Genomic DNA, 13,778 nt, shown 5'->3' on the forward strand with positions numbered 1-13,778 from the left:
TGAAAAGATGTATGGCAGTCATTACAGCCCAGCTCAGGTATCTAACATCTCCAAGCAGATGATTCCAAAAGTCGAGGCCTATCATCAGCGCAAACTCAGTGACAAGTTCTTCTGCGTTTATTTGGACACTACCTAGAGAAAAATCTATTTACACAAACTATTTGACAGTGCAGTGTCTTTATTTGACAATGATACTAAGAAAGTAGATTTCTATACCCGCTTATTGGAGGAAGATAATTTTACTTTTTGTTTGCAAAATGTACCGGTTACTAAAAAGGATAGTTCCCATGCGCATTGATAAATATTTAGCTAATATGAATGTCGGCTCCAGAAAAGAAGTGCACGTTTTAATTAAAAAAGGCATTGTCACTGTAAATGGTGATGTGGTAAAAACACCAAAACAGCAGGTTAAGGAATCCGATGAAGTATTGGTAGATGGCCAAGAGATCAACTATCAAAAGTATCATTACTTCTTGATGAATAAGCCTAAAGGCGTGTTGTCAGCAACTGAAGATCGCAGTCAAAGAACGGTTATCTCATTGCTTAAGCCGCAGGATCAGTATCAAGGGATTACTCCAGTAGGACGGCTAGATAAGGATACAACCGGCCTGCTTTTACTCACTAATGATGGCCAGCTCAATCATAAATTGCTTGCACCTAATAAGCACGTAGATAAGATTTACCGGGCAAAAATTGCGGGTGTAGCCGATGATGAGACAGTAAAAATTTTTGCTAGTGGAATGACCTTGGGCGATAGTACTAAATTAAAGCCAGCTGAACTAAAGATCTTGAGTCAAGACGAAGAACATGATAGTTCTGAAATTGAGATTAGAATTCGTGAAGGAAAATATCACCAGATTAAGCGAATGTTTGGCGCGGTAGGGATGAAAGTCGTTGAACTTGAACGGATTTCGATGGGAAAGTTGAAATTACCGAAAGATTTGAAACGTGGCGAATACATTGAACTTAATTTGGATGACGTAAGTAAGATTAAATAAGGCGGAATGAAGAAAGTAAGAACAATAACCCATTCAGAAAGTTTCGTCCAATTAATTAAATATGTCTTAATTGGCTTCCTGGGACTAATAGTTGATTTTGGAGTTTACACAATTTTGACGCATTTTAAAATGAATGTGGAACTTGCAAATGTCATTTCATCAACCTGTGGGATTATCAATAATTTCTTATGGAATTCATATACTAACTTTAAGGTTCACGATCATCTTTTTATGCGGTTCATTTCGTATTTTGGGGTCGGTCAAATTACGACTGTTTTTACCACAGTTTCTTTATTCATATTTGTCACGCGATTAGGTTATTCCCACTTGATCGTGAAGGTCATAGCGACCTTTGTGGCAACGCTAATTCAATTCATTGTTAATAAAACAATTACTTTTAAAAAAGTTAGAAAGTAAGATGAAAAGATACCAGTCGAAGCTGAGCGTTGGTTTGCAGATAGCTCACAGGATAATATTTGTTAGAGATGCAAAAAATTGTATCATAACAACTTTGTTATTTTTAAATTGTTAAATAAGTATTTGATTTTCAAGCTGTGAAAACGCTATTCTAGATATATAGAGAAAAAGAAAGGCAGAATTCTTATAATGAAGAACGGTAAATATCAAGTATGTGCACAAGGTCATGGCTCAGAATCGATGCCAATGGCCGTTACTATCGAAGATGATAAGATTAAGAATATTGAAATTGATTCATCCGGCGAAACTAAGGGTGTTGCCGATGAAGTCTTTAATCGCTTGCCTAAACAAATTATTAATAACCAAACTTTAAATGTTGATGCAGTTAGTGGCGCAACTATTTCAAGTCACGGCGTTGTAGATGGAATTGCTCAAGCGATTACTGAAGCTGGTGGGGACGCTGATGAATGGAAGAAGCGTAATAAGCCAGTAGCTACAAAGGCAACAGATGAAGAAATCACGGTTGATGTAGCGGTTGTAGGTGCTGGTGGTGCTGGTTTAGCTGCTGCAGTTCGTTCAATTCAACATGGCGAAAAAGTTGCTATTTTAGAAAAGTACCCACAAATTGGTGGTAATACTAGTCGTGCTGGCGGTCCCATGAATGCCGCTGAACCTGATTGGCAAAAGAACTTCAAGGCGCTTCCAGGTGAAAAGGATACTTTGAAGGAATTGGCTGCAACTCCGATTAATCAAATTGATCCTGAATATCAAGATGACTTTAAGAGATTACAAAAGCAAATTAAGGAATACGTTGATTCAGGTGCAGATTATTTATTTGACTCAACTTTGCTTCATGAAATTCAAACTTACCTGGGTGGTAAGAGAACTGACCTTAAGGGTAATGAAATTCATGGTAAATATGCTTTAGTCCATGAATTAGTAACTAATGCTTTAAATTCAGTTAAATGGTTAGCTGACTTAGGCGTTAAGTTTGATAATAGTGATGTAACTGAACCAGTTGGTGGTTTATGGCGTCGTGGTCACAAGCCAGTTGAACCGATGGGTTATGCTTACATTCATATTTTAGGTGACTGGGTAAGAGATCATGGTGTTGGTCCATATCTTGAAACTCGTGCAGAAAAATTGATCATTGAAGATGGCAAGGTACGCGGCGTAGTTGCTACACGTGCTGATGGCAGTAAGTTGACTGTTCATTCAAAGGCTGTCATTTTAACTGCAGGTGGTTTTGGCGCCAACACTAAGATGGTACAAAAATATAATACTTACTGGCAAAAGATTGACGATGATATCGCAACTACTAACTCACCATCAATTACTGGTGATGGGATTAATTTAGGTCTTGAAGCTGGTGCTGATTTGTTCGGTATGGGCTTTATCCAGTTAATGCCAGTAGCCGATCCCAAAACTGGTGAATTATTCACTGGTGTTGTAACTCCGCCAGCAAACTACATTATGGTTAACAAAAAAGGCAAGCGTTTTGTCAATGAATTTGCAGAACGTGATGTGCTAGCTAAAGCTGTAATTGCCAATGGTGGATTAATTTATCAAATTGCTGACGATAAGATTAAGGAAACTGCCTACAATACTACTCAAGAGTCCCTTGATGCTCAAGTTAAGGCTGGCACCCTGTTCAGAGATGATACTTTAGAAGGTTTAGCTAAGCAAATTGGTATGGATCCAGATGTTTTAGTTGATACCATTAAGAAGTACAATTCATATGTTGATGCAGGAAAAGATCCAGAATTTCATAAGAATGTTTTAGGCTTGAAATGTGAAGTCGCTCCATTTTATGCAACTCCTCGTAAGCCTGCTATTCACCATACTATGGGTGGTTTGGTCATCGATACTAAAGCACATGTTCTTAATAAGGACGGCAAGATTATTGATGGCTTGTATTCAGCTGGTGAAAATGCCGGTGGTATTCACGCAGGTAACCGTTTGGGCGGTAACTCATTGGCTGATATCTTCACTTTCGGTCGCATTGCTGCTAATACTGCTTATGAAGACATGCCAACGGAATCAGATGCTACTTCAGGTGCATCACAACACTAATTGAGAACTATCAGCAGAAAAAATTATTGTTGTTATTAAGTTGAAGAATATTAGTTGATTGAATGATACAATGCATCTATCCCTTTTTTCTAAAATAGATTCATGCTATAATCAAAAACAAAGCCAGAATCAAGAGGTATTGACTTCGTTTACAGAGAAAAGCCAGATAGCTGAGAGGCCAGAAGTTGATTGGTAGCTTGATTAGCTGATTAATTGAAATTAAGTAAGTTAATCCGGACACTTCAGCGCCGTTATCGCTTATAAGAGAAGCATGTTTTATATGTTTAACGTAGGTGGTACCGCGGTTAGTAAATCGTCCTAGACAACATTGTCTAGGACTTTTTTATTGGAGGAAATTTTTAATGACAGATTTAGCACCTAAATACAACCCAAATGAGGTTGAAAAAGGCAGATATCAAGAATGGCTTGATGAAGATTTATTCAAGCCATCTGGTGACAAAAAAGCTCACCCATATTCAATTGTTATTCCACCACCAAATGTAACTGGTAAGTTGCACTTGGGTCATGCTTGGGATACTGCAATTCAAGATACTTTAATTCGTTTCAAGCGTATGCAAGGCTATGATACGCTTTACCTTCCTGGTATGGACCACGCAGGTATTGCTACTCAAGCCAAGGTTGAAGCTAAGCTTCGTAAGCAAGGCAAGGATCGTCACCAAATGGGACGTGAAGCCTTCGTTAAGCAAGTTTGGGACTGGAAAGATGAATACGCAGCAATCATCAAGGGCCAATGGGCTAAGATGGGCCTTTCACTTGATTATTCAAGAGAAAGATTTACCTTGGACAAAGGTCTTTCTAAAGCTGTAAAAAAGGTCTTCGTACAACTTTACAACGAAGGCTTGATTTACCGTGGTGAATACATCATCAACTGGGACCCAGCTTTACAAACTGCTTTGAGTGATATCGAAGTTATTCACAAAGATGATAAGGGTGCCTTCTATCACATCAAGTATCCATTTGTAGATGGCTCAGGTTATGTAGAAATTGCTACTACTCGTCCTGAAACCATGTTTGGTGATACTGCCGTTGCTGTTGCTCCTGGTGATAAACGTTACAAGAACATTGTTGGCAAAGAATTGGTATTGCCACTTGTTGGTCGTCATATTCCAATTATTGAAGACCAACACGTAGATCCAGAATTTGGTACTGGTTTGGTTAAGATTACCCCAGCCCATGACCCTAACGACTTCCAAGTTGGTAACCGTCACAATTTGAAGAGAATTAACGTCATGAACGATGACGGTACCATGAACGAAGAATGTGGCAAGTATGCTGGTATGGATCGTTTTGACTGTCGTGAACAATTAGTTAAGGACCTTAAAGAAGAAGGTTACTTAATTAAGATTGAACCAATCGTTCACTCAGTTGGTCACTCAGAACGTTCAGGCGTTCAAGTTGAACCAAGACTTTCTAAGCAATGGTTCGTTAAGATGAAGCCACTTGCTGACAAGGTTCTTGAGAATCAAAAGACTGCTGGCAAGGTAAACTTTGTCCCAGAACGTTTTGAAGGTACTCTTGACCACTGGATGGAAGATGTTCATGATTGGTGTATTTCACGTCAATTATGGTGGGGACACCGTATCCCAGCTTGGTACAACAAAAAGACTGGTGAAACTTACGTAGGTGTTGATGCTCCTAAGGATGCTGAAAACTGGGAACAAGATCCAGACGTACTTGATACTTGGTTCTCAAGTGCTCTTTGGCCCTTCTCAACTTTAGGTTGGCCTGACACTGATTCAGAAGACTTCAAGCGTTACTTCCCAACCAATGCTTTGGTAACTGGTTACGACATCATCTTCTTCTGGGTATCCAGAATGATGTTCCAAAGTTTGCACTTTACTGGCAAGCGTCCATTCAACGATGTTGTTTTGCACGGTTTGATGCGTGACGAACAAGGCCGCAAGATGAGTAAATCACTTGGTAACGGTGTTGACCCAATGGATGTTGTTGACAAGTACGGTGCCGACGCTCTTCGTTGGTTCTTGCTTAACGGTACTGCTCCTGGTCAAGATACTCGTTATGATCCTAAGAAGTTATCAGCTGCTTGGAACTTCATCAACAAGATTTGGAACGCAAGTCGTTTCGTAATCATGAACTTGCCAGAAGATGCTAAGCCAGCTCACATGCCTGAAGTTTCTAAGTTTGATTTGTCAGACAGATGGATCTTTGATCGTTTGAACCACACTGTAAGTGAAGTAACTAGACTCTTTGATGAATACAAGTTTGGTGAAGCAGGTCGTGAACTTTACAACTTTATCTGGAACGACTTCTGTGACTGGTACATCGAAATTTCTAAGGTTGCTTTAAACGGTGATGACGAAGAATTAAAGGCTAGAAAGCAAGAAAACCTTATTTGGATTCTTGATCAAATCTTGCGTTTGATGCACCCAATTATGCCATTCGTAACCGAAAAGCTTTGGCTTTCAATGCCACACGAAGGCAAGTCAATCATGGTAGCTAAGTACCCTGAAACTCATAAAGAATTTGAAAATGAGCAAGCAGATAATGATATGGCCTTCTTGATTGAAACTATCAAGGCTGTACGTAACATCCGTATGGAAGTTAACGCACCAATGTCATCTAAGATTGATATCATGATTCAATTGGATGATGCTAAGGATAAGCACATTTTGGATGAAAATGCTGACTACGTAGAAAACTTCTTACACCCTAAGAAGCTTGAAGTAGCTGAAAAAATTGAAGCTCCAAAATTGGCTAAGACTGCAGTTATTCCAGGCGCACAAATCTTTGTTCCATTGACTGAACTTGTTAACGTTGATGACGAATTAGCTAAGATGGAAAAAGAAGAAAAGCGTCTTGAAGACGAAGTTGCTCGTTGTGAAAAGAAGCTTGCTAACAAAGGCTTTGTTGACCACGCTCCAGAAGCAGTTGTTAACAAAGAAAAGGAAAAGAAGGCTGACTACGAAAGTCAATTAAGTGGCGTTCGTGAAAGAATTCAAGACTTGAAGGAGAGTAAATAATTGAAGTTTACTAATGCCCAAGAAGTAATTTCTTGCTTGTATTCTTTGCCACACTTGCATCCAAAAAACGATTTATCTTTTATCAAAAAGATATTGGCAAAATTGGGCAATCCGCAAGATCAAGTAAAAACCGTTCATATTACAGGTACGAATGGTAAAGGCTCAACTTCATATTATTTAGCAACTCTGCTTAAAAAGGCTGGTCAGAAGACTGGCCTTTTTGTCTCACCTTATGTTTATCGTTTTAACGAACGAATTCAACTGAACAATCAAGATATTAGCGATCAAGATTTGGTAAAAGCAGCCAATAAGGTGCAAGCAGCTTTTGAAGAAATTCAAAAAGAAGATAATGACTTCTCATTGGTTACCTTTGAATATGAAGTAGCGATAGCTTTTGTCTATTTTGCAGACCAAAAATGCGATTATGCCGTAATTGAAGTAGGCATTGGTGGTGAACATGATAAAACCAATGTGATTACGCCAGAGGCCAGCATTATTACTACCATTGGCTTGGATCATGAGCAAATTATTGGTCCTACGATTCAAGATATTGCCCGTGAAAAAAGTGGCATTATAAAAAGAAATAGACCAGTGGTTTTGGGTAATGTGCCACAAGAAGTTTTGCCTATTTTAAAGCAAAAAGCGGAAAAAGAGCAGGCACCTCTTTATCAATTAGGTCGCGATTTTGAAGTTAAACTAGATGAACAAATTGTTTATTCAGACAATGAACATGAGCTTGCCTTTAAATTGCGTCCGCAAGTTGAGGGTTTCGATATTGCTATTGCGGTTCGAACTTTCTTTTTACTCGATTTGCCTTTAACAAATGAAAAAGTGGAGCAGGCGATTGATCAGACAGTAATACCTGGTCGTTATCAAGTATTGCAGACCAAGCCATTGATTATTTTGGACGGTGCTCATAATATTCAGGCCATGACTAATCTGCTTAAAACGGTTCATCAATTAGCTGAAAAAAGACAGGGTCATATCCATGCGCTAGTAACCATGATGAAGGATAAAGATTTAGAGCAAGTCTTTGCCTTGTTTAAGCAAAATGATGATGTTTTGCTTACAACGCTAGATTATCCACGTGTAGCCGAACAAAATGATTTTCCAATTGATGTGCAAAGAAGATATAATTATGAACGGGACTATCAAAGAGGGTTTACCACGTTAAAGAATAAAATGGCGGATAACGATATTTTGTTAGTTACTGGCTCGTTTTATTTGGTAAGCGCAATTTTAAATTGGAAAGGAAAAAATGATGCACGTTAAAGGAATAAATGATGATATTCAAGGCATTGTTTTTGACATGGATGGCTTGCTGGTTAATTCAGAAAAACTGTATTGGGATGCAAATATCCAAGCGGCAGAAGAGGAAGATCTTGGTACGCCGCGCGATGCATATTTGAAATTAACTGGTGCCACAGTTAAGGAAATGCAGGATTTTTATCATAAGTATTTCAAAACCGACGCTGATCGTGATCGCTTCATTAAGCGAACCGACGACCTCGTTTGGCAGTGGACCGATGAAGGAAAATTGAAATTACAGCCTGGCGTGCAAGAAGCACTAGATGAATTTCAAAAGCGTGGGATGCATATGGCCATTGCTTCAAGTAATTATGAAGACGTTGTGCAACACGTGCTTTGGGCAACTGGTATTAGAAATTATTTTGATTTCCATATCAGTTACCTAGATGTGCAAAAGGGTCATATTGAACCAAAGCCAGCACCAGATATTTATTTAACAGCTGCTAAGAAGATGCATTTGCCTAAAGAAAATATTCTGGTGTTTGAAGATTCATCTACTGGTGTTCAATCAGCAGCCAGTGCTGGTTTAAAATGCGTGATGGTGCCCGATTTGATTCCCCCAACGGAAAAAGATCGGACTAACGCCGCAATGATTTGTCAAAACTTTTTTGAATTTCTCAAGAGAATTTAGCTCTTTTTTGCGTAATAAGTAATGAGGAGGAATTTTCATGAAAGAAAAAAATTCAAGTCATTGCTTTGTAAGGACAGACCTAGAGTTATTAGTTCAATTATTTAGACAGTTTGAGGATAAGGGAATAACCGATTTTAGAGAATTAGAAAACTTTTTGGGTAAAAATCAGTTGGCTAATTTTGATGATTTAGTTCAGTTTATTACCGGTCCTGACTGTCCAGATGATATTGCCATTGCCGCCGAGGAAGTATTAGATCGTTTGCGCCTGGCTTCGCCTAAACGCAAAGCGGTTTTGACTTCCAGCGTAGAAGTGGGCAATTATTTAGCTGATAAATTAGTAGGACATAAACAAGAAGAGCTTTGGGCATTATATATTGATAATGCTAGTCATATCATTGCCGAGAAAAAATTATTTCAAGGTACATTAAACAGATCAGTAGCCCATCCGCGGGAGATTTTTCGTTGGGCTGTAATCTATGGCTGTTCAGGGATTTTTATTGCTCATAATCATCCAAGTGGCAAACTAATGCCGTCTTCCAGTGATTTTGAATTAACGGAGGATTTATGCCAAGTAGCAAAGATGATGAAAATTGACTTTTTGGACCACTTTATTGTGGGGCAAGGTCACTATCTGAGCATGCGTGAAGAAAAATTAGTTTAAACTTCTTTAAAATTCGCGCGAAAATCACCTTTAAAGTTATAGTATGCTATAATTATTCAAGATTTAGAGACCGCAACAATTAAGGAGAGATTTTTGTGTTTGGATTAGGTACAAAAAATATTGGTATCGATTTAGGTACAGCCAATACACTCGTTTATATGGAAGGTAAAGGAATCGTTTTAAGAGAACCTTCCGTAGTAGCAAAGAATACGCAAACAGGTGAAGTTATCGCTGTAGGTTCAGAAGCTAAGGAAATGATTGGTAGAACGCCTGGTACTATCGTAGCAATTCGTCCTATGAAGGACGGTGTAATTGCTGACTACGATACTACAGCAGCTATGCTTAAATACTTTATGGAAAAGACAGTTGGCAATTCTAAGCCTTCAGTAATGGTTTGTGTACCATCAGGTGTTACTGAAGTTGAAAAGCGTGCTGTAATTGATGCTGCTAGAGTAGCTGGCGCACGTGAAGCTTTCGTAATTGAAGAACCATTCGCAGCAGCTATTGGTGCAGGTCTTCCAGTTATGGATCCTACAGGTTCAATGGTTGTTGATATCGGTGGTGGTACTACTGATGTTGCTACTATTTCACTTGGTGGTATCGTTTCATCAACTTCAATTCGTCAAGCTGGTGACAAGTTTAACAATGCAATTATTAACTACATTCACTCAAACTTTAACTTATTAATCGGTGAAAGAACTGCTGAAGATATTAAGATTCAAATTGGCTCAGCTTCTGTTGAAAAGGCTAAGGAAATTGAATCAATGAATATCCGTGGTCGTGATTTGGTAACCGGCTTGCCAAAATCAATCGATGTTGAAGCAGTTGATATTGCTAAGGCTATTCAAGATGTTGTTCAAGACATTATCGTAGCAATTAAAGAAACTTTGGAACAAACTTCACCAGAAATTGCCGCTGACGTTATCGATCACGGTATCGTTTTAACTGGTGGTGGCGCACTTCTTAAGAATTTGCCAGAAGTTATTTCTGAAGCAACTAAGGTACCTGTATTTATTGCTCAAGATCCGCTTGATTGTGTAGCAATTGGTACTGGTGAATCACTTAAGAATATTGAAGTAATGCGTAGAAGTCGCAAATAATAAAAAAGCCGGCTGTTGCCGGTTTTTCTTTGGGATCAATTCTTAATGAAAAAATTTCTGCAAAACAAAAAATTATTATCAGCATTTATTATAGTTATCGTTGTTTTAGTCGTTTTAGGTGGAAGCGTCAGCTTACGCAAGAAACGTAATACACCATTACTGATCCAAAGCTTAGGCAATGATATTGTTGCTTTAGGTACAAGGATTGTTGATGTTCCTGTTGGCTGGGTTTCTGGCGGCTTGAACAGTGCTCATGACATTTTAAATACTCAAGAAGAGAATAATCACTTAAAGCGTGAAGTTACTAACTTGGGTCAAACCAAGGTACGGAATTCGGCTCTTGAAAAAGAAAATCGTCAATTAAAGTCTGCATTGAAACTAAAGGACACATTGAGTGGATATACCTTAGTTAATGCATCAGTGATTTCGAGATCACCTGATACTTGGTCAGATTTATTGACTATTAACAAGGGTAGTTCTGCAGGTATTAGAAAGAACATGGCCGTTATGTGTGGTGGCGGTGTTATTGGCCGAATTATTGAAGCCAATGCTGCTTCATCTAAGGTTGAATTAATTACTACAACTGATGAATCAGCTAACCGTTTCGCAGTGCAAGCAGATGCCGTTAACGGAAAAACAGTGCACGGAATTATTACTGTTACTTCTAATAATAATTTAGCCTTTACTCAAGTAGTTGATGGCCGTAAGTTAAAGGCTGGTACTAGAGTTTACACTAGTGGTATGGGTGGCAATTCACCTAAGGGCTTATTAATTGGTACTGTAACTACTACCACGCGTGATTCTTTCGGCTTGTCTGACCAAATTAGAATTAAGCCAGCAGGCGATATTAATGATCCTTCTGTTGTCACAGTCATTGAAAGACAGGTGGCTAACTAATGTCTATTTTTCGTAAATGGGTTTTAGCTATTGCTATGTTTGTCGCATTGATTATCGATGGTATTTGCTCATTTTATTTGCATCAGTTCATGAACTATGGCAGCTTCGGTGCAGCCAGTGTGATTTTGCCAATCAGTATGATGTTGATTGGGCTATTCGATGATACAAATGAAAATGAAATTTGGCTGGCAATCGGTACAGGAATCGTGGCGGATGTTTATTTCTATGGCATTATCGGTATCTATACTGTATTTTTACCGGTTAGCTGTTGGCTTTGCCAAAGAATCGCACGCTTCTTACCTGAAGTTTTTTGGGCAAGATTAATAGTAATATTGCTTGGAACTACAGTTTTTATTGCTTATAGTTGGCTGATCTTTAAAGCGGTAGGTTTTGCTGATGTCTCAATGCATGCATTATTATTATCATTATTAGTCAACTTAGGCTGGTCTACTTTAGTTTTTACTCTTTTGTATTGGATTTGGGGCAACTTAGCACAAGATTATCCATTCTTAATTGATTTGAATGCTTATCGAGTATAAATAAAAAAGACACGGAAAATTTTTCCGTGTCTTTTTTTAAAACATTCCTGCACTGGCCATTGCACCAACAGCTCCAGCGATAACTGCTGCTAAGGTAATGAAAGCCATTAGCCATGCCATGACAATAGTCAATTTTTGAAAACCAGATTTCTTTTTCTTCTTTCGTGCCATAAAAAGCCCTCCTATTTGAACAATATTTTATGCTTATTAATAGTTTTTTTCAAATCAATTGTAGTTTAGAATAAAGGAATGGAGGAACTTTTATGCTTTATATTTTCCTAATGCCGATTATTGGTTTAGCGGTTGCTTTTGTAATCAATTTATTATTTCCACATGCGCAGTTTAGAGGCTACGATGTTTTGCCATTCTTTTTCATCGCGGGATGCAATTTAATTACGGCGCATATGAATCAACCTTCTTTTTTACCATATGGCTTTTTGATTTATTTTATCTTGGTTATCGTTGTTTCACTGAATGATGCGATAAAGAATAAAAATATTTCTTTAAGCAAAACATTACGCAAATTATGGGACTATTTAGCCGCATGTACTAGTTTATGGTACGTGGGATTATTATTAATGATGCTTATATGAGATAGATCTTATTTGTATATACGAAAGGTGCAAAATGATAATATTTTGCACCTTTTTTAAATTTTGTAAAAAGAAAAATTATAAATAAATCTAAAAATCTGTATTTTTTGCCCATGCAGGTGGTAGAGAGTGGTGAATTGTGGTAAATTATTTAGTGGAAGGGGGCTAGACCATGTTCATGGGTGAATACCACCACAATCTGGATAGCAAGGGTCGTTTAATTATACCAGCGAAACTGCGTGAACAGATTGGCGACAAGATGGTGTTCACGCGAGGAATGGAAGGCTGCATTTTTGGCTATTCGATGGACGAATGGTCAAAGATTGAAGCTAAATTAGCAAAACTTCCGTTGACTAAGAGGAATGTGCGTAAATTTATGCGTTTATTCTACTCTGGTGCGATGGAATGTGAGTTTGATAAGCAGGGTCGCGTTAATCTGACAGCAACGCTCAAAGACCATGCTAAACTCATAAAAGAATGTGTCATTATAGGTGTTTCTAACCGAATTGAAATTTGGTCTAAGGAGCGTTGGGATAGCTTCGAAGAAGAAGCTAACGAAGACTATGATGACATTGCTGAAAATTTGGACGACATTGAACTATAAAATATGAAATTCAAACACACCAGTGTACTCTTACATGAAACTATCGACAATTTGAAACCAAAAAACGGTGGTCTTTATGTAGATGCAACTTTTGGCGGTGGTGGGCATGCAAGATATTTGCTCAGCAAAATTGACACCGGTACGTTGATAGGTTTTGACCAAGATGAATACGCAATAAAATCGGCAAAGTTGAACTTTGCTGATTTATTGGAACCGGATAGTGAACCTAAATTGAAGCTCGTACATGACAACTTTACGAATCTGCAGCGGGATCTGGTTGAGCTAGGTTATTCAGATGGCATAGATGGCATATACTATGATTTAGGTGTCTCATCCCCTCAGTTTGATCAGGCTGATCGCGGTTTTTCATACCGCTATAATGCTCGGCTTGATATGAGGATGGATCAAAGTCAAAGCTTAGATGCTTATCAGTTAGTTAATACTTTAAGTCAAAAAGAACTAGCGGATATTTTGTACAAATATGGAGATGAAAAATTCTCCCGTCAAATAGCTCGCAAAATCGTGGAAAGACGTAAGGATAAGCCAATTGTGACAACTTTTGAACTGGTTGACATAATTAAAGAGGCAATCCCTGCATATGCACGAAGGACAGGAGGACACCCGGCAAAGAAGAGTTTTCAAGCTTTGCGAGTGGCCGTTAATCATGAATTAGATGTATTGCAAGCTTCTCTGGAAGAAGCAATTAAGGTCTTAAGACCTGGCGGTCGAATCAGCGTGATTACATTCCAGTCTCATGAAGACAAAATCGTTAAAAAGATTTTTAAGAAGTATTCAGAAGTAGAGGTGCCAAGAGGGATGCCTTTTGTACCAGACGATATGAAACCAACGCTGCGTTTGGTTAATCGCAAACCAATTACCGCCTCGACTTCGGAGTTAGAGAAAAATAACCGCTCACACAGTGCAAAACTACGGGTTGCAGAGAAGTTATAAAGAG

General features: G+C 38.4%; 14 protein-coding genes and 1 pseudogene. 14 read left to right on the forward strand and 1 reads right to left on the reverse strand.

All coding sequences use genetic code 11. The features are described from left to right. The 11 genes and pseudogenes from BN1206_RS09720 to mreD form a co-directional block, all read left to right on the forward strand. Positions 1 to 133, forward strand: a pseudogene (locus tag BN1206_RS09720) (transposase); the annotation flags it as partial. A gap of 154 nt (positions 134 to 287) precedes the next feature. Then, a complete protein-coding gene (locus BN1206_RS03565; protein WP_013437608.1) occupies positions 288 to 998 on the forward strand; it encodes a pseudouridine synthase in 711 nt (236 codons plus the stop codon). 6 nt (positions 999 to 1,004) lie between these two features. Continuing rightward, entirely contained in the window at positions 1,005 to 1,415 is a 411-nt protein-coding gene (locus BN1206_RS03570) for a GtrA family protein (RefSeq protein ID WP_013437609.1), read from the forward strand. Positions 1,416 to 1,604: 189 nt separating this feature from the next. Further along, positions 1,605 to 3,488 carry a flavocytochrome c gene (locus BN1206_RS03575; protein ID WP_013437610.1) on the forward strand — a complete coding sequence of 628 codons (1,884 nt, stop codon included), beginning with the start codon at positions 1,605 to 1,607 and terminating at the stop codon, positions 3,486 to 3,488. Positions 3,489 to 3,850: 362 nt separating this feature from the next. Continuing rightward, positions 3,851 to 6,490 carry a valine--tRNA ligase gene (locus tag BN1206_RS03580; RefSeq protein ID WP_013437611.1) on the forward strand — a complete coding sequence of 880 codons (2,640 nt, stop codon included), beginning with the start codon at positions 3,851 to 3,853 and terminating at the stop codon, positions 6,488 to 6,490. Next, complete coding sequence (locus BN1206_RS03585; RefSeq protein WP_013437612.1) at positions 6,491 to 7,762, forward strand: bifunctional folylpolyglutamate synthase/dihydrofolate synthase; 1,272 nt, start codon at positions 6,491 to 6,493, stop codon at positions 7,760 to 7,762. Continuing rightward, complete coding sequence (locus tag BN1206_RS03590; RefSeq protein WP_013437613.1) at positions 7,752 to 8,429, forward strand: HAD family hydrolase; 678 nt, start codon at positions 7,752 to 7,754, stop codon at positions 8,427 to 8,429. The genes BN1206_RS03585 and BN1206_RS03590 overlap by 11 nt, the downstream gene beginning before the upstream one ends. 37 nt (positions 8,430 to 8,466) lie before the next feature. Further along, positions 8,467 to 9,090, forward strand: coding sequence for a JAB domain-containing protein (locus BN1206_RS03595; protein ID WP_013437614.1), 624 nt, complete (start codon positions 8,467 to 8,469; stop codon positions 9,088 to 9,090). A gap of 95 nt (positions 9,091 to 9,185) precedes the next feature. Then, positions 9,186 to 10,190, forward strand: coding sequence for a rod shape-determining protein (locus BN1206_RS03600; protein ID WP_013437615.1), 1,005 nt, complete (start codon positions 9,186 to 9,188; stop codon positions 10,188 to 10,190). 45 nt (positions 10,191 to 10,235) lie between these two features. After that, positions 10,236 to 11,087 carry a rod shape-determining protein MreC gene (gene mreC / locus BN1206_RS03605; RefSeq protein WP_013437616.1) on the forward strand — a complete coding sequence of 284 codons (852 nt, stop codon included), beginning with the start codon at positions 10,236 to 10,238 and terminating at the stop codon, positions 11,085 to 11,087. Continuing rightward, positions 11,087 to 11,626 (forward strand): rod shape-determining protein MreD, encoded by a 540-nt coding sequence (mreD, locus tag BN1206_RS03610; RefSeq protein ID WP_013437617.1) that lies wholly within the window; start codon positions 11,087 to 11,089, stop codon positions 11,624 to 11,626. Before mreC ends, mreD begins: the two co-directional genes overlap by 1 nt. Before the next feature lie 36 nt (positions 11,627 to 11,662). Here the strand turns inward: mreD and BN1206_RS09410 are convergent, their stop codons facing one another. Further along, positions 11,663 to 11,797, reverse strand: coding sequence for a DUF4044 domain-containing protein (locus tag BN1206_RS09410; protein WP_013437618.1), 135 nt, complete (start codon positions 11,795 to 11,797; stop codon positions 11,663 to 11,665). 92 nt (positions 11,798 to 11,889) lie between these two features. On the opposite strand from BN1206_RS09410, the gene BN1206_RS03615 reads away from it, so the two are divergent. The 3 genes from BN1206_RS03615 to rsmH all read left to right on the forward strand — a co-directional run bounded on the left by BN1206_RS03615 (position 11,890) and on the right by rsmH (position 13,774). Further along, entirely contained in the window at positions 11,890 to 12,219 is a 330-nt protein-coding gene (locus tag BN1206_RS03615; protein WP_013437619.1) for a DUF3397 domain-containing protein, read from the forward strand. Between the two features lie 172 nt (positions 12,220 to 12,391). Continuing rightward, a complete protein-coding gene (gene mraZ, locus BN1206_RS03620) occupies positions 12,392 to 12,823 on the forward strand; it encodes a division/cell wall cluster transcriptional repressor MraZ (protein ID WP_052542926.1) in 432 nt (143 codons plus the stop codon). 3 nt (positions 12,824 to 12,826) lie between these two features. Continuing rightward, positions 12,827 to 13,774 (forward strand): 16S rRNA (cytosine(1402)-N(4))-methyltransferase RsmH, encoded by a 948-nt coding sequence (gene rsmH, locus BN1206_RS03625; RefSeq protein ID WP_013437621.1) that lies wholly within the window; start codon positions 12,827 to 12,829, stop codon positions 13,772 to 13,774. The last annotated feature ends 4 nt before the right edge of the window (positions 13,775 to 13,778 follow it).

The sequence above is a fragment of the Lactobacillus sp. OTU4228 genome, assembly GCF_001006945.1.
GTDB lineage: Bacteria > Bacillota > Bacilli > Lactobacillales > Lactobacillaceae > Lactobacillus > Lactobacillus amylovorus.

Coding starts and splice junctions, on each gene's coding strand:
- BN1206_RS03565 (WP_013437608.1), top strand. CDS start 288: ATGCGCATTGATAAATATTTAGCTAATATGAATGTCGGCTCCAGAAAA.
- BN1206_RS03570 (WP_013437609.1), top strand. CDS start 1,005: ATGAAGAAAGTAAGAACAATAACCCATTCAGAAAGTTTCGTCCAATTA.
- BN1206_RS03575 (WP_013437610.1), top strand. CDS start 1,605: ATGAAGAACGGTAAATATCAAGTATGTGCACAAGGTCATGGCTCAGAA.
- BN1206_RS03580 (WP_013437611.1), top strand. CDS start 3,851: ATGACAGATTTAGCACCTAAATACAACCCAAATGAGGTTGAAAAAGGC.
- BN1206_RS03590 (WP_013437613.1), top strand. CDS start 7,752: ATGCACGTTAAAGGAATAAATGATGATATTCAAGGCATTGTTTTTGAC.
- BN1206_RS03595 (WP_013437614.1), top strand. CDS start 8,467: ATGAAAGAAAAAAATTCAAGTCATTGCTTTGTAAGGACAGACCTAGAG.
- mreC (WP_013437616.1), top strand. CDS start 10,236: ATGAAAAAATTTCTGCAAAACAAAAAATTATTATCAGCATTTATTATA.
- mreD (WP_013437617.1), top strand. CDS start 11,087: ATGTCTATTTTTCGTAAATGGGTTTTAGCTATTGCTATGTTTGTCGCA.
- BN1206_RS09410 (WP_013437618.1), bottom strand. CDS start 11,797: ATGGCACGAAAGAAGAAAAAGAAATCTGGTTTTCAAAAATTGACTATT.
- BN1206_RS03615 (WP_013437619.1), top strand. CDS start 11,890: ATGCTTTATATTTTCCTAATGCCGATTATTGGTTTAGCGGTTGCTTTT.
- mraZ (WP_052542926.1), top strand. CDS start 12,392: ATGTTCATGGGTGAATACCACCACAATCTGGATAGCAAGGGTCGTTTA.
- rsmH (WP_013437621.1), top strand. CDS start 12,827: ATGAAATTCAAACACACCAGTGTACTCTTACATGAAACTATCGACAAT.